20 protein-coding genes and 1 other RNA gene are annotated in these 20,438 nt (G+C 40.1%); 6 read left to right on the top strand and 15 right to left on the bottom strand.

What is annotated here, in order from left to right:
• Positions 1 to 252 precede the first annotated feature (252 nt).
• Both MKY51_RS01570 and MKY51_RS01565 read right to left on the bottom strand, forming a co-directional pair.
• On the bottom strand, positions 253 to 792 hold the full coding sequence (locus tag MKY51_RS01570) for a superoxide dismutase family protein (RefSeq protein ID WP_339174887.1): 540 nt from the start codon (positions 790 to 792) through the stop codon (positions 253 to 255).
• Positions 793 to 877: 85 nt separating this feature from the next.
• The gene (locus MKY51_RS01565) at positions 878 to 1,621 is read right to left on the bottom strand and encodes a LysM peptidoglycan-binding domain-containing protein (protein WP_339174885.1); all 744 of its coding nucleotides are present in this window, start codon (positions 1,619 to 1,621) and stop codon (positions 878 to 880) included.
• A 395-nt stretch (positions 1,622 to 2,016) separates the two neighbouring features.
• On the opposite strand from MKY51_RS01565, the gene MKY51_RS01560 reads away from it, so the two are divergent.
• The 3 genes from MKY51_RS01560 (at position 2,017) to ssrS (ending at position 3,495) form a co-directional block, all read left to right on the top strand.
• Complete coding sequence (locus tag MKY51_RS01560) at positions 2,017 to 2,205, top strand: YjfB family protein (protein WP_339174884.1); 189 nt, start codon at positions 2,017 to 2,019, stop codon at positions 2,203 to 2,205.
• Positions 2,206 to 2,500: 295 nt separating this feature from the next.
• The gene (locus tag MKY51_RS01555) at positions 2,501 to 3,145 is read left to right on the top strand and encodes a YfbR-like 5'-deoxynucleotidase (RefSeq protein ID WP_339174883.1); all 645 of its coding nucleotides are present in this window, start codon (positions 2,501 to 2,503) and stop codon (positions 3,143 to 3,145) included.
• Positions 3,146 to 3,303: 158 nt separating this feature from the next.
• A non-coding RNA gene (gene ssrS, locus MKY51_RS01550) (6S RNA) lies at positions 3,304 to 3,495 on the top strand.
• Positions 3,496 to 3,613: 118 nt separating this feature from the next.
• Here the strand turns inward: ssrS and MKY51_RS01545 are convergent.
• The 7 genes from MKY51_RS01545 to MKY51_RS01515 are packed head-to-tail and all read right to left on the bottom strand — an operon-like array spanning position 3,614 to position 10,272.
• Entirely contained in the window at positions 3,614 to 4,216 is a 603-nt protein-coding gene (locus MKY51_RS01545) for a malonate decarboxylase holo-ACP synthase (protein ID WP_339174882.1), read from the bottom strand.
• A complete protein-coding gene (locus MKY51_RS01540; protein WP_339174881.1) occupies positions 4,207 to 5,895 on the bottom strand; it encodes a biotin-independent malonate decarboxylase subunit beta in 1,689 nt (562 codons plus the stop codon). Before MKY51_RS01540 ends, MKY51_RS01545 begins: the two co-directional genes overlap by 10 nt.
• Positions 5,888 to 6,184: a malonate decarboxylase subunit delta gene (locus tag MKY51_RS01535; RefSeq protein ID WP_079523867.1), complete on the bottom strand. Its 297-nt coding sequence runs from the start codon at positions 6,182 to 6,184 to the stop codon at positions 5,888 to 5,890. Before MKY51_RS01535 ends, MKY51_RS01540 begins: the two co-directional genes overlap by 8 nt.
• Positions 6,138 to 7,007, bottom strand: a complete 870-nt coding sequence (locus tag MKY51_RS01530) for a triphosphoribosyl-dephospho-CoA synthase (RefSeq protein WP_339174879.1) — start codon at positions 7,005 to 7,007, stop codon at positions 6,138 to 6,140. Before MKY51_RS01530 ends, MKY51_RS01535 begins: the two co-directional genes overlap by 47 nt.
• Before the next feature lie 12 nt (positions 7,008 to 7,019).
• Positions 7,020 to 8,669, bottom strand: a complete 1,650-nt coding sequence (mdcA, locus tag MKY51_RS01525; protein ID WP_339174878.1) for a malonate decarboxylase subunit alpha — start codon at positions 8,667 to 8,669, stop codon at positions 7,020 to 7,022.
• A 2-nt stretch (positions 8,670 to 8,671) separates the two neighbouring features.
• Positions 8,672 to 9,598 (bottom strand): malonate decarboxylase subunit epsilon, encoded by a 927-nt coding sequence (locus tag MKY51_RS01520; protein WP_339174877.1) that lies wholly within the window; start codon positions 9,596 to 9,598, stop codon positions 8,672 to 8,674.
• A gap of 23 nt (positions 9,599 to 9,621) precedes the next feature.
• Entirely contained in the window at positions 9,622 to 10,272 is a 651-nt protein-coding gene (locus MKY51_RS01515) for a GntR family transcriptional regulator (protein ID WP_079523871.1), read from the bottom strand.
• Between the two features lie 191 nt (positions 10,273 to 10,463).
• Here MKY51_RS01515 and madL point away from each other — a divergent pair, with 191 nt between their 5' ends.
• The 3 genes from madL to MKY51_RS01500 all read left to right on the top strand — a co-directional run bounded on the left by madL (position 10,464) and on the right by MKY51_RS01500 (position 12,854).
• Entirely contained in the window at positions 10,464 to 10,871 is a 408-nt protein-coding gene (madL, locus tag MKY51_RS01510; RefSeq protein ID WP_339174876.1) for a malonate transporter subunit MadL, read from the top strand.
• Position 10,872: 1 nt separating this feature from the next.
• Positions 10,873 to 11,634 (top strand): malonate transporter subunit MadM, encoded by a 762-nt coding sequence (madM, locus tag MKY51_RS01505; protein WP_339174874.1) that lies wholly within the window; start codon positions 10,873 to 10,875, stop codon positions 11,632 to 11,634.
• A gap of 281 nt (positions 11,635 to 11,915) precedes the next feature.
• The gene (locus MKY51_RS01500) at positions 11,916 to 12,854 is read left to right on the top strand and encodes a carbohydrate kinase (protein WP_339174873.1); all 939 of its coding nucleotides are present in this window, start codon (positions 11,916 to 11,918) and stop codon (positions 12,852 to 12,854) included.
• Between the two features lie 49 nt (positions 12,855 to 12,903).
• On the opposite strand, the gene MKY51_RS01495 is transcribed toward MKY51_RS01500, so the two are convergent.
• The 6 genes from MKY51_RS01495 to MKY51_RS01470 form a co-directional block, all read right to left on the bottom strand.
• Positions 12,904 to 14,277, bottom strand: coding sequence for a HAMP domain-containing sensor histidine kinase (locus MKY51_RS01495; protein ID WP_339174871.1), 1,374 nt, complete (start codon positions 14,275 to 14,277; stop codon positions 12,904 to 12,906).
• Positions 14,274 to 14,942 (bottom strand): response regulator transcription factor, encoded by a 669-nt coding sequence (locus MKY51_RS01490; RefSeq protein ID WP_079523876.1) that lies wholly within the window; start codon positions 14,940 to 14,942, stop codon positions 14,274 to 14,276. Before MKY51_RS01490 ends, MKY51_RS01495 begins: the two co-directional genes overlap by 4 nt.
• A 109-nt stretch (positions 14,943 to 15,051) precedes the next feature.
• Positions 15,052 to 17,154, bottom strand: a complete 2,103-nt coding sequence (locus MKY51_RS01485) for an MMPL family transporter (RefSeq protein WP_339174870.1) — start codon at positions 17,152 to 17,154, stop codon at positions 15,052 to 15,054.
• A gap of 142 nt (positions 17,155 to 17,296) precedes the next feature.
• The gene (locus MKY51_RS01480) at positions 17,297 to 18,775 is read right to left on the bottom strand and encodes an AMP-binding protein (RefSeq protein WP_339174869.1); all 1,479 of its coding nucleotides are present in this window, start codon (positions 18,773 to 18,775) and stop codon (positions 17,297 to 17,299) included.
• 15 nt (positions 18,776 to 18,790) lie between these two features.
• Complete coding sequence (gene fabG / locus MKY51_RS01475) at positions 18,791 to 19,522, bottom strand: 3-oxoacyl-ACP reductase FabG (RefSeq protein WP_339174868.1); 732 nt, start codon at positions 19,520 to 19,522, stop codon at positions 18,791 to 18,793.
• Between the two features lie 16 nt (positions 19,523 to 19,538).
• On the bottom strand, positions 19,539 to 20,438 hold the full coding sequence (locus MKY51_RS01470; protein WP_339174867.1) for an alpha/beta hydrolase: 900 nt from the start codon (positions 20,436 to 20,438) through the stop codon (positions 19,539 to 19,541).

Below are 20,438 nucleotides of genomic sequence, written 5' to 3'. Positions count from 1 at the left end.
CTATAAAAATCGTAAAAGTGCTATAAAATGATGTTTTTCACTAAGGCCCTTCGATTGCAAAATCCTTCTCGCCCTTTTAAGACTGTAGCAAAATGCATAAAAAATGAATAAAATTATTTTTCTAATATATATAATGTTTTTGAATAATCTGCATATTAATAACTCGAAAATATTACTCAAAAAAAGAAAAAAACCCTTCCCCACTATGAGAAAAAGGTGTTTTTCATATTTTCCTTTCTTGCTTTTGCGCTATTACTCGACTACCCCACACACAATTCGCGCACCTGAATTTCCTGATGGATCTGTTTTATAGTCATCGGCTTTTTCATGAATAACAATAGACGTGCCATCTGCATCAAACAGCGAATTTTCTTTCCCTTTTTCCAGTGTAAAATCGGCTGTCACAAAATTCAATTCCACTCCACCTGATTCATCCGCAGTAATATTCGGTAAATCACCTAAATGCGGGCCTTCTGGATTCTTCACACCATGCTGCTTTTTCGTAGGATTGAAATGACCACCTGCCGATTCAAAGCTAGGCGGTTCACATTTCCCTACTTCATGAAGATGGATTCCATGATCACCCGGCGGTAAACTATTTAATACAGCAGTCAGTTCGACTCCTTTAGAGGATTCTTTAAATAAAATCTCACCAACTAGATTGTTTTCTGTATCATACATCTGCGCCTTCGCAGTTAGTGTTTCCGGTGCACTTACCGGGATGGTTTCCTTTTGAAATAAACCACATCCGCTTAACAATAGTACACATATAAATAAGCTCAATACTCGCACACTATCCCCTCCTTACTGTTAGTATTTCAATAAAGAAGGCTGAATATACAAAAAGCCACCCAAAATTGAGTGGCTTCTTTTCGTATTAGTCTAGAATTTTTACTTGCACTGTACGACGGCCCCATTCATAGGCATTACCTAGGTCTGGAATAAATACATCAATTTTATTGCCTTTAATTGCCCCGCCTGTGTCAGCTGCAACTGCTTCTCCATATCCTTCAACCCAAACTTTTGTCCCTAATGGAATGACGCGCGGGTCTACCGCAATTACTTTTAAATTTGGATTGGCGCGTAAATCCGTACCGTTTGCTGTTGTTCCTGAACAACCCTCACAATAAGCTGTATACGCTGTCGCTTCAACAGTCAGTGTTCTTCCTGAATCAGGAGCTGAACTTGTTGTTGTATTAGCCTGAGCACTACCTGTCGCGCTTTTCACTTCACTCTTAGGATATTCCTGTTGAGGACCGGATACTGTAATCGAATCACCCGGGAAAATTAAGTCCGAGTTGATATTGTTCCATTTTTGCAGCTGGTCAACAGTGGCATCATGAGCCAATGCAATATGGAATAATGTATCACCTGGTGCAATCGTATATACTTTCTCATCATGACCGCCAACTTTTAATGTATCTCCAACATAAATTGTATTACTCGTTAAATTATTTAATTCCTTTATCTCATCAACAGATGTTTGAAATTGTTTACTTATTTTGTAAAGTGTATCTTCAGGTTGGATCGTATAAGTATCTGCAGAAGCTTGAGATGCAAATAGCCCCCCTGTAGCGAATACTCCTGCTAATAGAACTGCCATTAATTTTTTCTTTGTCAAATTTCTGTCCCTCCATAATCCCAAATAAATTTTGGTTTTTTAGACTCTGCCTATAACCTTACAGCAAATACATTGCAACACGATGACGCGGATATGAACCCTCCATTACAAGCACATTGCAGAGCTTTTGGATAATTATTACTAAATTTGAAGCGATTTATACATAGATTTACCATTTTTTGCGGAGTGACAGGAAAGGAGCGAAAAATAATTGGAAATCCGTTTTCAGACTTATTACAAATCCCCTTGTTTCTTTAATAATTCTTTCTATTTTGACGATATAAAGTGCAACTTCAAACAGTGACATTCTTCCAAATCCACTATTTGAAGGAACACAAGTTAAATCGTCATACCTGTATCTGTTAACGAGGGAGACATGAAAAGGAGGGATTACTATGGAATTAAACGCCATTATGTCAGCTCAGTTGGCATCGCTGCAGCAAACTGTGCAGATGAGTATTTTAGACAAGGCAATGAATACCGGTGTGGCAACTGCTGTTCAAATGATTGAAGAAATGCCTCAACCACAAGCAACTCCAGCACCCCATCCTTATAAAGGACAAACAATCGATATCCAGGTTTAAAATCTACAAACGAAAGGACGCTCACAATTTCACGTGAGCGTCCTTTCTGTTTTTAAATAAAAGTATTGCAGCTGGGCGTCTGTTATTGGCATTTTGAATTACATATGAACAATGGAAGGAGACATTTTAAAAATTTTACATACTATATTAGATGAACGAATTTATATGAAAAAATTGAACATATTTTTTGGCATTATCCCTAATGTAAACGATGCGTTAAATTTCAGTTAAACACTTTTAAAAAAACATTTTTCGGGTATAACTAATAGTATACTGATGATAAAAATGTAAAGGAGTGATTATTATAGGTATTCATACATTTTTTACAAGTTTAAATGATTTAGAGCGGATCATCCGCTGTCCCGGTCGCTTTAAATTCGAAGAGCATAATGTGGCAGCACACTCATGGAAAGTTTCCCAGTACGCGATGTTCTTTGCAACATTGGAAGAACGTGCAGGCAGTCAAATCGACTGGAAATCGTTATACGAAAAAACGATTAATCATGATTTTGCCGAAGTATTTATCGGGGATATTAAAACACCTGTCAAACATGCAAGTGTCGAACTAAAGCAGATGCTTTCACATGTCGAAGAGAAAATGATGGAGAAATTCATCCGAGAAGAAATTCCACTTGATTTACAAGACGTATTTTTTGACCGTATGAAAGAAGGCAAAGACGAAACAATTGAAGGAAGACTGCTTGAGTTTGCCGACAAGCTGGATCAGTTTTACGAGTCTTTCTCAGAACTGAAGCGCGGAAATACCGACAAAGAGTTTGTTCATATGTATGAAACAGCACTCAGCAAGTTACTTTTAATCGATCTCCCGGTATCTGTGGACTATTTCCGTAACGAAATTTTATCTGATGTTGTAGCGGAAAAGACGGTCATCGATATTGCAATTCTAACGGAAAACATTTTACAACAGCATACTGAATAATAACAGAAGGCTTCCGACTTATAAGGAAGGCTTTTTTATTTTGGAAATAATTCCATCATTTTATTCCGTAAAATCTTCAATAACCCCATTCAAATCATTTGACTTTTTTTTAAAAACATACTTTATTGCAATCCGATTTAACTTACTATAAGATAACAATAAGGCTACGTTGTACGTACGAATATTAAGTTTTAACCTTTATACTTATACAGGGAGTTTTACATCGATGTTGGAATGGCGTGCCTGGACTCTTTTGACTTCAGGATAGACAGGATAGCATTTGCGAACACCCACTTTGAGGAGTGGTGGTTTAAAACTTTCTATAATAACTACGGCAATGTGGCTGCTTACATAACAGCCTTTAACAGTAATACTTACAAGCACTTTCACTGAAATGGTGAAAGTGTTTTTTTTTGGGTAAAAAAAATTCCCATTGAATAACCGCTAGTTACTCAATGGGAAAACAGACTACCCTTTATAAATTAATGATTCTTTTTCAAGCAGAATCGGCCCAGTACCCGTTCTTACGATAAAAGAAGAGTGTTGTAAATAATCGGCTAAAACAACCGCTCCAACGCCTAAAATCTCCACTTGGACATCCACACGGTGCTCACTCTTTTGCAGCTGTGCAAGAATAGGTTTCAACTGATCCAGCTCCTGCAGTTTTTCACAGTACATGATAATGTCAATATCACTCTTTTCATGGCACACATTGATTCCCGTTGCCATGGAAAAGCCGACACTTCCTCCAATGCCCCATTTAAAACCATCCAATACCTTTTCAATGTGAGCAAGTGATTGAAGATGCGTCTCGGGATATGAATTTCCTAAAATATCAAACGGCCGAATTACACGTTTAATATTCGAGATTGTTGTAACCGCTGCAAACCGTTTCGAGCGATTATTCCCCCGGAAGCCTATCGCAACTTTCCCATTCTCTACTTTCATACGTCTTACAACAGCAATACCTCGAGCCATTTCATCCTCATCCAACCAATCCGGATATTCACCAAAGTACTCGATTTGATCCATGGCCTTCAAATATACTAAATCATGTACAGTTAGTTCCATTGTTGCGTAATCTTTTCACGTACAGCAATCGATGCTTTACGGCCATTTTCAACCGCTACTTTTGATTGGATTCGATTTGCTAACGTTCTATCTCCAGACTGAATGATATCTTCTTTTGCCATTACAATTGAATGAAGAACTTTTCGAGCTTGTTCTTTAGATGGTTTGTCTGCGTTAATACCGTCGATCAACTCATGTAATGCACCAAGCGTTTGGAATGAATGGACATCATATGCCATCGATGGAACAGATTTTGCGAATTCATCCAACTCTTCAACAGTACGCATCGTAACAAGTGCTGCTGATTTTTTTGACATAACATGTACTTGCACTTCTGAATCATCTAACGAAATAATACGGTTACCTTGCATACCGTGTGCTAAAAATGCTCCTGAAATCGCTTTACCTACAACACATGTAACAATTGGATGCCCACTTTGACGTGCAACTGCATACGCTTCAACACTTGCTGCACAAGCTAAGTAAATACCGAATAATTCTTCGTGATAGCCGAATGCCTGACCTGGAACATCGACAATAGGAACGATTAATCTTTTATTTGCTGAATCTTTATCTTCTTCAATAGCCTGACGAACATATTTTGCAACAGTCCATGCTTCCTGCAGACCAAACTCCCCATTGCGAGCACGGTAAAATTTACTTTCACTGTTTGGCACGACAGCGATAAAACGAGCTTTTTCTCCATTTAATTCAGCATCTGCCACTAAGACTGATGGTGTCTCTGAAATCGATGGTGCATTATTTGTAAATGCATTAAACCATGTACGGCCTCTGCTCGGATTTCCCCCATCTGCAACCGTTGCTTCAGCGTTTGCCAATTCAGATCGGTTGCTTAAAATTTCCTGTGCCTCATCCGTACTGATTTTTTCTTCTAACTGCAAATGCTTCAGCATATTTAAAAATGTATCGTACTCTGTTGTTCTTTGTTTAAAGCTGTTTTTTGCCCATAAGTCTTCCAGCGTATCTAAGTAGTTTACGACATCATCTTCAACGATTGCATCCACTAAGTTTGAATTATGGCGCATTGAGCCGCCAATCATTTTCCAGATAAACGGCTTTTGTTTTGCATTCAGCTCCTGGATACCCGCTTCCTGCTGAACTACTTCAGGACCGTTCATACCAAGTCGACCTTCCCGTGTCATGATTAAAGCCGAACAAAGACCTGCTGTTAATGACATCCCTCCGAAAGAACCGACTTTCCCCGGAATGATACCGATGACAGGTACATATTTTTTCAAAGCGACAATCGCTGAACTAATTTCAGCAATCGAAAGAAGTCCGTAGTTCGCTTCTTGCAGACGAACGCCGCCTGTATCGTAAATGATAACCGGATAAATAAGTTCCCCTGCTTCACATGACGCATATGCACGCTCTAAAGCACCTGCAAATTTCGCGCCGGAAACTTCACCGATTCCTCCGCCCTGGAAACTTCCTTCTATTGAAATAACTAATGAACGACGGCCACGGATGGTCCCTTGCATGATAATCATTCCATCATCACTTTGCGGAACGATATTTTGCGCTTCTAGATGAGGTGATTCAAAAAAGTCGAATGGACCTAATATTTCATGTGCTGTTCCTTCATCTAATAGTAAAAGTGCACGTTCTCTAGCCTTACTTTCTACTATACTTACAGGTAATGTAATAGAATTATTCACCGAAAACCACCTCCGCTGCCTGTGCAAGTCGTATCGATACGACACCTGGTGTTGCACCGAAATCATTAATCTTAATCGAAGCCAATATATCCTGCTGAGAAACAAAGCGCTCCACTACTTTTTGCCAAGTTTCAGCATAACCTGTAATTCCTGTACGAACTTCTACTTTTGTTTCCGAACCTTCGATTGGCTGGATCAGTATTTCTAAATCCCCCGACCCTACAACCCCGATATGCGCCTGCTTAGTAACCGGACGATTTGCCTGAAACGTGTAATTCAACTTTTCCATGCTGTGCACCCCTTTTCAGTTTATCTGACATATTAATTACGAATATTGTGGCGGCCAATAAATCAGCCGATCCCCCTGGAGATAACCAGTGCTTAATATACAATTCATCTAGTTTCTTCATATTTGAAATTGAAAAGTTTGTCAGCAGTTTTTTCGCTTCCCGCTTCGCCATTTCCAATCCTTCAAGACCGCCTCGATGAAGTAAACAAGTGTCGTTTAAATTTGCGATCAGTACTAACAATGTCGTAAGCTTCGCATCTCTTAACGACATCTTCTGAGCCGCCTGTAAAAACGCTGGCAAACTATATTTTTGAATGTGAGGGAATGCCTGCTGGGCTTCTTCTCTCGCACCCGGAATTCCATAATTCTCTTTTACTTTGCTTCCGTTCGTTTTGGACTTTGGAATATATTGATCCGGAAGATTGGCCAATTCTGCAGCATCATTAAATACTTGCGGAAAAAGTACTTGGCCCTGTCTTCTTGCAATTGCAGAGCAAAGTAACCCAATCGACCAGATCGCCCCTTTGTGCGTGTTACTATTTTCAGTAACCGCAAACATTTCCTTTTCGCCATTCCGTCCTATTGCCCCAAATTGTTCCCTTATTTCTACTGTCGGCTGTCGGTTGAAACTCAGCATTGCCATTTGATAAAACGTATTGTGCAATGAATGGGCTGAATTTTGCATTTTTGTTAAAGATAAATCATGATGTGCACCATTATTGTCTGTATCTACTAAACCAGGCTTTGGTGTTAATTGAACTTCTTCGATTAATGCTGCAACTGCCTCATCAGCAATCCGTTTACAAATTACATGCTGTTTCATTCCTTCAGCTCCTTACCAACTTTTGAATTTCGTTGGTGGCTCATATAATCCACCAGACCATTGAACAAGTTCATCAATATTTTTTGCCGCCAATAATGAACGGTTCGCTTCACCGCGTAAAATATTCAAGTCTTCCGGCATTGCCACTAAACCGCGCTCGCGAAGTGATTTTGTACGCTTCACATCATTTTCCATCCCTAATGGTGTTACCCCTGCAATCGAAGCAATCATTTCTCTACGTTCTGCCGGGCTATCTGTTTTATATAAGTAGGCAATCCCTTCTTCTGTCACAACATGTGTAACATCTTCCGCATAAATCATAACCGGAGCAACTGCCAGATTCGCCTGTTTCTTTACATCAATCGCATCTAGGCGTTCAACAAAGACAGGTGTGTTAGCATCCTGGAATGTTTCTGCTACTTGCACAACTAGTTTTTTCCCGCGAGCCAATTCATCCTGACTTGTCATCATGTTGTACCAAGCTTCCGTTGAGTGACGGCGTCCGCCTGGATCATGTCCCATATTCGGTGCACCACCATAACCTGCAACGCGCCCTTTTGTTACTGTCGAAGAATTTCCGTATGCATCCATTTGCAGTGTCGATCCGATAAATAAATCTACTGCATACTGACCTGCAAGCTGTGCCAATGTACGATTCGAACGAAGGCTGCCATCTTTCCCTGTGAAGAAAATATCGCGACGTGCCTCTACATATTTTTCCATCCCTAGCTCACCGCCAAAACAGTGAACACTTTCTACCCATCCTGTTTCAATCGCCGGGATCAGTGTCGGGTGCGGATTCAGAACCCAGTTTTTGCATATTTTCCCCTTCAAGCCTAATTGCTCACCATAAGAAGGTAACAGCAGCTCGATTGCAGCGGTATTAAAGCCTATCCCATGGTTTAAAGATTGAACGCCGTGTTTTTCATAAATACCACGAATACACATCATCGCCTGTAAAATCTGGATATCCGTAATATGGCGTGGATCACGAGTAAATAATGGCTCCAGTTCATACGGCTCATCCGCTTCAACGATGAAATCTACCCAAGAACCCGGAATATCGACACGTGGCAATTCATCCACAATTTCATTTACTTGAGCGATTACAATTCCGTCACGGAAAGCTGCTGCCTCTACAATTGTCGGCGTTTCTTCCGTATTTGGTCCTGTATATAAGTTTCCGAAACGGTCTGCTTTATCCGCCGCGACTAACGCAATATTCGGAATTAAATCGATAAAAAGTCTCCCATAAAGCTCAACATATGTGTGCAGATCCCCTAAAATCAATCGGCCATCTTCGATCATCTGTGCGATACGTAAACTTTGAGGCCCTGCAAAACTTAAATCGATTTTCTTTGCGATTCCTTCTTCAAAAATATCTAAATGTTCCGGACGCGACACACTGGACATAATCATATGTAAATCATGTACACGCTCTGGATCGACCTTCACTAGCGCTTGAGATAAAAATGACGCCTGCTTTTGATTGTTTCCTTCAAGAACAACCCGATCCCCCGGTTTAATAAGCAATTCAAGTACGTCTACAATTTTTTCTGTAGGAATTGTTACACCGTTCACTAGATGCTCCACTTCCGCCAATCTCTTTTTCTTTCCTTCCAATCTTGTTGACCAAGAACGCTGTTGTTGTATTAATACCATATTTACACCCCTTCATTTTTTGCTAAATATAGACAATCATTAAATCCGTTCTTTTCCACACTATAGCTATCCGCTTCCGGAAACGCATTTTTGGCAAGTTTTTTTAATACATCTCCTGGCGACATTTCAATAAATTGACGAACACCATTTTCAAATAAAATCGAAGTCGCATCATGCCATCTGACAGGTAAAGCAATACTTTCAGCCAAATCCTGAACGATACGGGAAGGCTGTCGAAGTACCCTTGCATTTCGATTTGAAATCAACGGGAATTTCGGCCTTTGGAGAGTTATGCTCTCCATCTCCTTCGCCAATCGATCCTGAACCGGTAAAAACAATGGACAATGGGATGGTGTAGAAACATTCAGCATCTTTGCTGAACTTGCCCCTTTTCCCGCCACGTAGTCCAATACATTTTGCATTGCCTCTTTATGACCCGATAAAGTCAATTGCTGCGGTGCATTACGATTGGATACATAGACCGGTTTTTCATCCGTATGGAATAGCTTTGTTATTTCTATAAGAGTTGATTCAGGTAACCCTACAACAACTGCCATTCCATACGCCTCATCCTGCAAAGATTCCATCAGTTCCCCACGAAGCGAAACTAAATGCAGGGCATCTTTAAATGTTAGTACTTCGCTCGTCACTGCGGCAGCAAATGCACCTACCGAGTGACCCGCCAAATAGTCCGGTTTTGCACCTTCATTTAGAAAGGTGCGGGCTGTTGCAACACCGGCTGCCAGCATTGTAATCTGGACATTTTTTGTACTCTTCAATTTTTCTGCTGTTGCAAGCAGCTTAATATCTGTTTTTAAAACATCCGAAGCTTCATCCAAAGTTTCTTTAATAGCAGGGTGCGAAGGAAGCGACTCCAAAAACCCGCCATATTGCGAACCTTGCCCTGGAAAAAGCCATGCCTGTTTCATCGTTAACTTCCCCTCCCTTTGTTTTACAACTGCTTATTCCGGACACTGAAAATTACATCCTCTGTATGCTTTCTTAAAATGGACTTCAGCTGATCCAAGTCATCATTCTTTAAGCATTCGTAAATACTTGTATGCTCCATAATCGATTTATCAATAATTTCGTTATTGGAAAAATGGATTACTTGAATTCGTAGTAATGGTATAGCTATTTTACTGTACATATCATTTAGCACTAGGCTATTACTCAATTTGAATATAAGAAAGTGAAATTGATAGTTTAAGTGCGTATATTCTGTATAGCTTTTCGTTTTCGTCATCTTCGTTAGGACGGCTTTCATTTCCTTCAGTGTACCTTTTTCTTTACTCGGATTTTCTATACGTTCGGCTGCCAGCATTTCCAAATGGTTTCGTACATCCAGTAAATCTTTCATATCATCCAATGTATAGCCTTTAATGAATGCCCCTTTTCGAGGAACACGCTCAATAATTCCTTCAGTAGCTAATAAATATATCGCTTCTCTTACAGGAGAGCGGCTCGTTTCGTACTGTTCTGCATAGATCGATTCAACGACTTGATCTCCCGGTCTTAACTCACCATTCAATACTTGTTCGAGCAAGTTATTGGCAATTCTAATTGATAAGGCATTGTCTAATGCTCTTTCAAAATAATTCATTTAACCTTCTCCTTCTATAAGAACTTGGTCGACTGTATACAATTCATAATATATCTTTAAAACGTAAATTTCAATCGTATTATCTACTTTTCTCTAAAAAAGATAATATTTTTCTTGATTATGTATATATTATTGTTTATTCTATATTCAGAATACAGTCGACTGTTCTAAACAAGCAAAGGGGTGTAATTATGGTTATATATGGTGTTGCCATTTTAGCTGGGTGTTTCTTATTCGGGATGTTCTGTGGTGAATTAATCGGTACTTTAATGGGGATTGATTCAAATGTGGGTGGCGTAGGTATTGCGATGTTGCTATTAATTGTAGTCGTTGATAAATTGCAGAAGAGCGGGAAAATCAGTATAGCTGCCCAAAGTGGTATGGCTTTCTGGAATGCAATGTATATCCCGATCGTAATTGCAATGGCAGCGAGCCAAAATGTATTAGGTGCATTAACAGGGGGTCCTCTTGCAATTATCGCAGGAATTGCTGTAGCTCTTATTAGTTGGTTATGTGTTCCATTGTTAAGCGGGAAAAAGGCGAAAGAATCTGCCATTGAGTTCAATAAAACTCAGCCAGCAACAGGGGAGGTAAACTAATATGTGGGATGCTCTTAAAACTGCATTAGAATCTAATGGCTTAATTACTGGTTTTGTCATTGTCGGGATTACAATGTATATCGCATATTTAATTTCGAATAAATTAACGAAAGGGCTAATTCATGGCTCAGCTATTGCAATTGTTCTCGGATTAGTATTGGCATATATCGGCGGTGTTTTCAGTGACGGCTCAAAGGGATTAGCTGATATTTCGTTATTTGCAGGGATTGGTCTTTTAGGCGGAAGTATGCTTCGTGACTTTGCCATTGTAGCTACATCTTTCGGTGCAAACTTTGACGAAATTAAAAAAGCAGGTATTCGCGGGGTTTCCTCACTCTTTATCGGTGTTGGATTGTCGTTTGTAGTTGGTATTATTTTTGCGCTTATTTTCGGTTATACAGATGCGGTAAGTCTTGCTACAATCGGTGCCGGTACAGTTACTTATATTGTTGGTCCAGTAACGGGAGCTGCCTTAGGTGCAAGCTCAGAAGTTATTGCGATCAGTATTGCAGCCGGGTTAGTAAAATCGGTAGTCGTAATGGTAGGAACTCCATTTATTGCGAAATATATTGGGCTTAACAATCCATTATCTGCAATGGTATATGGCGGATTACTAGGAACTACTTCCGGTGTTACGGGAGGATTAGCTGCAACGGATGTACGATTGGTCCCGTATGGCGCCGTTACAGCTACTTTCTACACAGGTTTAGGCTGCTTACTATGCCCTACCCTGTTATTCATCTTAACAGATATGATTTGGTAAGTTAATTATTCATTCTCGATATATAGGGTGTCATTTAAAATTTTCAAAAAGGTGTCACATTTTTCTCTATAACATTCCCCCAGAATTTTATAAGATAAATTCCACCTTCCGAAAATTGAATTGGCATAGATAAAACGTGAGTACATTTCCGTACTCACGTTTTTGTTTTGCTATTCAATTAAATCCTGTTCTAAATTAATAAACTCATAGGGTAAATATTTTTAATTCCAGTAATTTTATGCCAATATTTAGTGAAACACATATATTTGGAGGAGACGGCTATGAAAAAAATTCTTTGTATTGGCGAATTACTCATCGATTTTTTTACAACTCATACGGAAGTATCCATTATAGAAGCAAATTCGTTTGAAAAGCAGGCAGGCGGTGCTCCGGCAAATGTTGCGGCAACGATCGCGATGCTTGGTGGACAGGCATATTTTTGCGGAAAAGTAGGCGATGATGCATTTGGTCACTTTTTAAAACAAACGTTGGAGCAAGCTGGTGTTCATACAGATCAATTAATAATGGATCCGTCTGCACCGACTACTTTGGCCTTTGTTTCAAGACAAAAAGATGGGGAGCGGGATTTTATCTTTAATCGTGGTGCCGACGAATTGCTCACTGTTGAGGATCTGGACCTGCAACAGCTCATGACGCTGGATATGATTCATTTCGGCTCTGCCACAGCCCTTTTAAGTGAACCTTTCAGTAAAACGTACGAACAGCTTATGCAAACTTTGCATCTTCAAAATCATTTTATTTCATTTGATCCAAACTACCGGGCAGACTTATGGAAGGGTGATTCCGATTTGTTCATCCATAAATGTGAACCATTCCTTGAAGCTGCAAATTTCATTAAGATGAGTGATGAAGAACTGTTATTATTCGCTAGGACTGATAATTTCGAACAGGCAATCGAATGGCTGACACAGTTCAGTGATAAAACAATTGCCATTACACAAGGCGCTTCCGGTACAATGCTTATCCGTGACGGACAAATTACAAATGTTCCGGCATTTCCTGTAAAACCGATCGATACAACCGGTGCAGGTGATGCTTTTGTCGGTGCCGTTATGTATCAGTTAAGTAAATATGAAGATACAAATCTTTCGTTCAATGAATGGGTAACCGTTATCGAATTTGCCAACCAAGCTGCAGCAAAAGTATGCGAAAAAGTTGGTGCAATTGATGCCCTCTCTTCCTTAAAAGAACTTCAGTAATAAAACGGGCGCGCTAAAAGTTTCATTCCACTTTTAACGCGCCCTTCTATTATTGGATATTTAAAACAACTGTTACTTTAGTTCCTTTTCCAAGCTCACTTTCAATAGTAAACTGTCCCCCATGCCGGTTCACGATTTCTGTTACAATCGCCAAACCTAACCCGCTGCTTTGACTCGAGCGTGAAGGGTCTACCCGGTAAAATCGTTCCTTCACCTTTTCAAGTGCTTCTTCCGGTATACCGATCCCTTTATCTTTTATCGTTACAAAAATCTGATTATCCTTTTTACTGCATGTGACAATAATTTTCCCTTTATCTTCACTGTAGCGAATAGCATTTGACAACAGATTGTCCCAAACTTGCTCCATTAACTGCTCATCTGCAAAAACTTCAACCGGTTCCAGCTCGTATACAAGCTCCATCTGCTTATCATCCAGTTTCCAGCGCTTTGCAAATAGCCGTTCCTTCAACTGTTTATCTAATGAAAAGGTCTTTTTTTGAACCGGTAAATTCTTCTGATCAAGCGAGCTCAGTAACAGCAACTGCTTTGTTAATGCGGAAAGTCGCTTCGTTTCCTGCTCAATAATCTCCAAATATTGCACACGTTCTTCCTCTGTATTGTCCGCGTCCTTCAATACATTTGCATAGCCTTGAATGTTGAGCAACGGTGATTGGAAATCGTGTGACACATTATTGATGAAGTCTTTCTTAATCTGATCATTTTCTGCGAGGCGATTGGCCATCTTTTGAAATTGAGTTGCAAGCTGCCCTAGCTCATCATCACGATCAATCGATAACTGGATATCATAATTTTCAAGAGCGATTTGCTTTGTCGCCTGCTGCAATTGCTTCAATGGTCTGACAAGCTGTCGGGCAAGTAGTATCATCGTCAATAAAATAACTAAAGCCGTAATAATAATGAAGCTAACAATCAATAAGTGCATCTCAGAAAACAGTGTCGCATTTTCCTGACGAATGAAAAATGCATAGCTTTCATCATTTAGTTGAAATGATATACCGATTGTATTTCGAATATCATTTGCGAAATGATTCATAAAGTAGGAAGAACCATTATAATCGCGAATGCCGTGATACACATCATCGGTACCGACGATATCTAGCATCTCAGGTGTGAGCTTTGTTTTTTTAAACTCACTTCCGTATGAAGTTAAGCTACCATCAGGATAAATAACCCCAATTTGGTAGCCAAGCTTTGCTATTGACTGAAAGTAGGCATCCGCACTTTCTTTCGGCATTGCTTTTAAAATTTGCTGTACTTCCTGGGCTACCCCATAATTTTTTGCGTCTGTATCAGGTCGTATTTGCGATTTATAGATTTGTCCGATTAACAGCATCGACATCGTAATGCTTATGACGATGACAGCCAATGTCACGACAATATATTGCCTGTATAATGTTTTCATTTCAGTTCCTCAATTTTATAGCCGATTCCGCGTACGGTCTGAATTTTCACCTGTGCATTCACTTCTTCCAACCGGCTGCGCAGACGCTTAATATGTGTTGTCAGTGTAAAGTCATCCCCGTCATAATCATAGCCCCATACTTGTTCCATTAACTGGTCTCGCGTAAATACGACTTCCGGTCTTGAACATAATATGCCCAATAGCTCAAATTCTTTTAAAGGCAGCAGTGATACTTGCTCCCCTACTTTTACTTCATACGTTTGCCGATCGATGAGCATATTGGCAATCTTTATTTGACTTCGTTCCACTTTTTGAAAGCGCCGTAAAATCGCGCGCACTCTAAACAGCAGTTCTTTCGGTTCAAATGGCTTCACCATATAGTCGTCCGCCCCTGCCAAAAAACCTTTTTCCTTATCATCGAGTGTTGTTTTGGCAGTCAGCATCAATACAGGTACACCGATTTCAGCGAGATTTTTCGTCAAGCTTATGCCATCCATTTTCGGCATCATTACATCGACAATCGCCAAATCGACCGGCTCCTGCTGCAATAAATTTAATGCTTCCATTCCGTCACTTGCAAACAGCGCTTCGAACCCTTCTTTTTTCAAATGAATGCCAATTAATTTCCGTATAAATGCATCGTCATCTACAACTAATATCCGCATTGAAATCACCGCCTTATCTATTTTTAAGGAACTCCTATCTGCAAATACTATCCCTTATTCTATCCATAAAAAGAGACATCGAATTACTCGATGTCCCTTCATCTAACCATTACTTCTTGTCTTTTTCAAATGTTAATATCAGCATCGGTAATAACATACCGCGTACTAGGAATGTATCAATTAGAATACCTACTGCAACGATAAAGCCGAATACGAACAGATCGGCAATTGGCATTGTCATTAATGCCGCGAAAGTTGCTGCGAGTATAATACCTGCTGACGAAATAACACCGCCTGTATTACGGATAGCAATTTCAAGCGCCTGTTTCACTGTTGTGTGTTTGCGCTCTTCAAGGAATCGGGACACTAAAATAATATTGTAGTCTATACCTAGTGCAACAAGGAATATGAATGCATAGACAGGTACACGAGTACTGATTGCATCATAGCCAAATAATACATCAACTAGGAATAATCCTAATCCTAATGCCGATAAATACGACACTAAAATGGTTGCCATCATGTAAATCGGCATTTTCCAAGATTTTGTAAGGACAAATAATAATACTAAAATTAAAATTGTTTCTAAAAGGACAATTTTAATAATATCAGCATTGTTTACATTGCGCTCATCCAGCAATTTCGCTGTTGTTCCCGCAAAGTGCAGCTCACCGTCAATTCCGGCTGCCGCTAAGTAATCCGCGCTGTTTTCACGCATTTCTTCAAGCTTATCGATTGCTTCCGGATTGTATGGATTTAAATCAAAAGCCATTGTTAATTTCATTTTTGTTTCGTCTTCTGAAACAGCTGACGGGCGAACAGATGCAATTTCATCTTCTGCTAATAATGCTTCCGTTAAATCTTGCTTTTGCTGCTCTGTTAATGCCTGTTCACTCTCGACTAAAAGTGATGTAGGAGCAAGTTCCCCTTTATCAAAGCGTGACTCGACAATTTCATAGCCGACACGTGATGGCAATTCTTCAGGGAAAGATTTCACCGTATCAAACTCATAATCTAAGTTGAACACATTTAATGAAGTAATAATCATGAAGATCAGGACTAATCCACCTGATAAATAAGGTTTGTTTACAACAAACTTGGCAATTGCTCCCCAAATTCCATGTTTTACTTCTTTTGTCTCACCAAATTTCGGTACTTTCGGCCAGAATGCTTTACGGCCAAACAAGGCAAATAAAGCCGGAACTAATGTAACTGAACCTAGCATAATAACAAATACTGCTGTCCCAAAGATTGGCGCGAAGTTTTGATAGTCACGGAAATCAGCCAAGAATAGCACAAGCATTGCCGCTAACACGGTTCCGCCTGCAAAGAATACTGGCTCACCAGTTGCACGCATCGCATATTTCATTGCTTCATATTTGTTTTCATAATGGTTCAGTTCTTCACGGTAACGCGAGAACACGAATAATGAGTAATCGATTACTGCAGCAAACAATAGGATACTCATAATCGATGTGGTAGAGTTATTAATTTCTAAACCAGCTGCCCCCATTAAAGCAACCGACTGATTTACTACTTGATAAACAATTACCGTTGCAAGTAATGGAATGATCGCTAATAGCGGTGAACGGTAAATGATAATTAATAGAACTAAAATAATCCCGATTGTCGCAAATAATAGCTGTAAGTCTGCTTGTTCGAACAGTTTTACAGTATCGCCGGCAATCCCTGCTGGACCAGTAATATAAAATTGTGTATCTCCTGTTTTTTCAGCTGCTTCATTTCCGATTTCAGATGCAAAATCGTTAATTTCCGCATAAGCCGAATTTCCAAGACCTTGCTCAAGCGTCATCGGTACGATCATCGTCGATTTATCTTCCGATGTAAATCCTGCTAAAGCTTGAGGCGGCAAGTTTGAAATGTCAACAATCTGGTCAACACCTTCAATATTTTCCGCAATTACTGCATTTAAAATTTCTTTTACGCTTTCGACGTTAATTTCCCCGTTTTCATTATGGAAAACCAATATACCGGGTGTTCCTTCATCATTCGGGAAGTACTCGCTTAACTTATTTTCAGCGATAATTGATTGTGCATCATCTGGCAGTGATTGGAAGTTGGTCACTTTATATTCACTTAGCATCGGACCGGCGCTTAAGCCAATCATCAACACAAGCCAGACAATAAGTGTAATCCAGGCACCGCGTTTTGTTGAGACCCAATCTGTAATTGGATTTAAAAACTTATTCATCGATATCCTCCTTTTTAACACTTCTGCAGTATAAAGGAGCTATATGAACTTCATATAAACTTCCATTGAATCAAATCAATAGAAAAGACCAATATGTCGATTTTCCGACATTTTGGTCCTGTAACTAACTCATACCTATTTTCTATTCCGTTATGAAGACACTGTTCATAAGCTGTTTTTTATCAATTTTACCGACGGCGGTTTTCGGAAGTTCCTGCAGAAAATAGATTTGCTTCGGCACTTTATAATTGGCTAGACGTTCTTTACAATACTTTAACAGTTCCGTTTGAAGGTGTTCGGACGGATTTTCGGAAATTACAAAAGCCACTACACATTCGCCCCATTTTTCATTCGGAATACCAAGTACGGATACTTCCTGCACCGCTTCATGGGCGATTAAACATTGTTCGACTTCCTGCGGATACACATTTTCTCCGCCCGTTATAATCATTTCCTTTTTCCGGCCGACAATATAATAATCGCCGTCTTCATCAAACTTCGCCAAGTCACCTGTTTTTAACCAGCCATCCTTAAAAGTTGCACTCGTTGCCTCTTCATTTTTCCAGTAGTGTGAAAAAACATGGCTGCCTTTTAAGCAGAGTTCGCCAACTTCCCCTTCTGCACATAGCTGACCTTCTTTATTAATGATTTTCACTTCATTGAAAAGCATACTTTTCCCGATAGCGCCCTTTTTGTTCATCGCCACTTCTGCACCGATGGAAAAGTTATTCGGACCTGCTTCAGTTAACCCGTATCCTTCCTTAAAAAACAGTCCTCTTTTTTGGAAACATTCATAAATAGGCTTCGGACAAGGTGCCCCACCCGATAAAAACACCTTCACAGTGGGGAAACTGGACTGTTTAAAATACTCCGTTTCAATAATCGACTGGTACATTGTCGGTACAAATAAGGAAACCGTCGTTTTATATTCATTAATGGCCCGAACCGCTCTTTCCGGGTCAAATTTCCGGCCGATTACTACTGTTCCGCCTGCCATTAAAATCGGCAATGCAAGTGCATTTATTCCGCCTGTATGGAAAAGGGGCATATAATTCAATGTACAGTCCTTATCGTTTAACCCCCAGCTAATGACCGTATTCACCGCATTCGTAGTGACCGCTTCATATGACAGGACAACACCTTTTGGTTTACCTGTCGTCCCCCCGGTATAAATAATCATCCACGGAAGCTGGGGTTCATCACGCCACTTATATGTAGTAGGCTCAACTAATTCAGAGCTACCGCATGTTAAAAACTTGGCTGGCGAAAGCTGCATTGCACGTTCACAATGCGTATCATCCGTAATTAATAAAGCAGGTGTGCAATCGGATAAAACCGTCTGTAATTCGGATATAGACAATTTTGTATTCAACGGAACAAAAATCAGTTCGTTTAAACGACAGGCGATTAAAATGGCAAAGCTTTCAATTGAATTTTCCATCAACGTTACAACTCGGTCTCCCTGATGTAACTGCTGTTTGGAAAAAGTTCGGCTCCAGCCATACGCATGCTGCATCAGCTCTTTATATGTCCACGTCTCACCTGTTTCTAACTGAATTAAGGCTGTTTTATCCGGTGTTTGGCCTGCTCGTTTCGCAATCCAAAAGTCCAGCTGTTGCATTAGCCATCCCACCTTCTACATCATAATGCCGCCATCTACTTGCAGAACATGACCTGTAATATAACTCGATTCATCCGATGCTAAAAATAAATAAGCATTTGCGATATCTTCCGGTTTTCCTAATCGTTGGAGACTAGTAATGCCCTCCATTTGCTGAAGCACTTTTTCCGGCATTTTTTCGACCATTGGTGTTGCCGTAAATCCAGGCGCAACAGCATTTACATTGATTCCTTTACGACCAAGCTCCTTTGCCCAAGTTTTTGTCATTCCGATAATGGCCGCCTTTGTTGCGGCATAGTTTGTTTGACCAAAATTACCGTATACACCACTTACCGATGAAGTACTGATAATTTTTCCTGACCCCTGTGCGATCATATGAGGTGCTACTGCTTGAGTACAATAGTAGACACCATTTAAGTTAATTTGAATGACCTTCTCGAAGTCCTCTTCGCTCATTTTTACAAGTGTTGCATCACGGGTAATTCCCGCATTGTTTATTAAAATATCGATTTTGCCGAAACGACCAACAACTTGTTGTACCATTTCCTTTACGTCCGCCAGTTTCGATACATCAACTGCAAAGAAAGCAACATTCTCCCCCAGCTCTGCTTCAATTTTCTCGCCTTGCTGTTTGTCATAGTCTACGATGGCTACTTTTGCGCCTTCTTCCAAAAAACGCTTTACCGCTGCAAGGCCAATACCGCCCGCACCACCTGTAATAATTGCTACTTTATTTTCTAAACGCATATAGCCCCGACTCCTTTTAAGATAATATAAATTCCTCGATTGCCTCTTTCGTTTCATCCAGACAATCGACTAGCGGTGAGTGTCCGCAGTTTGCCAGCTTCATAATTTGGGCCCGGCCCCCAAAATCCTCGATAATTTCGGTTGTCATTGCCCCGTTCACTACAAAGTCACGGTCGCCGTATAAAACAAATACAGGAATGTGAATATCTTTCACCTGGTTCGTTCCTTTTGCGATTTCATTATCGACCGCACTTATATTGAATGTATTTAATGCATGGTACACATCGGCCAAATTACGCTGTGTCAGCATGTCGTCCACATATTGCTCATAGCGCGCTTCGTCCGGCTGTTTCTGCGTATAAATAGCACTGTTCCATACAAATTTCAGCCCGTCGCGGTTTTTCGTATCATACATTTGCTGCATCGGAATTGTTTTGACAGGGTCCTGCTCAATTTGCTCGATTGTTGATAAGCGCTTTGAAAGATCCGGTGTGCCGTCCGCATTTGAACTATAAAATGGATACCCGCGTGTTGAACCGGAAGCAAATAAGACGAGCTTTTTACTGTATCCCGGGTAATCTGCACAAAACTGCATCGCCACATTACCGCCTGTAGACCAGCCGACAATTGTAAAGTCCTTCAGCTCAAGAGCATCAACGAAAAGCTTAATATCATCGCTGAAATCTTTGATCGAAGTAATCCGTTTGTTGTACGTCGATTCCCCAAAGCCGCGCATATCGACCGCATAAATGGTGAATCGTTCATCCATTGATTCCATCAGCAAATCCCAATGCTTCGAACTTGTCATGTTGCCATGAACTAACAGAACAAGTTCATCGCCGCCTTCTCGTTTCCGATAAGATAAAGTTTCACCATTCGATAACTCCACTTTTGCTAAAACATCCAGTTTATTCAT

This window comes from Solibacillus sp. FSL R5-0691 (assembly GCF_037974225.1).
Classification (GTDB): domain Bacteria; phylum Bacillota; class Bacilli; order Bacillales_A; family Planococcaceae; genus Solibacillus.
Note: the sequence above shows the minus strand (reverse complement) of the source record. Positions and strands in the feature narration are given on the sequence as shown.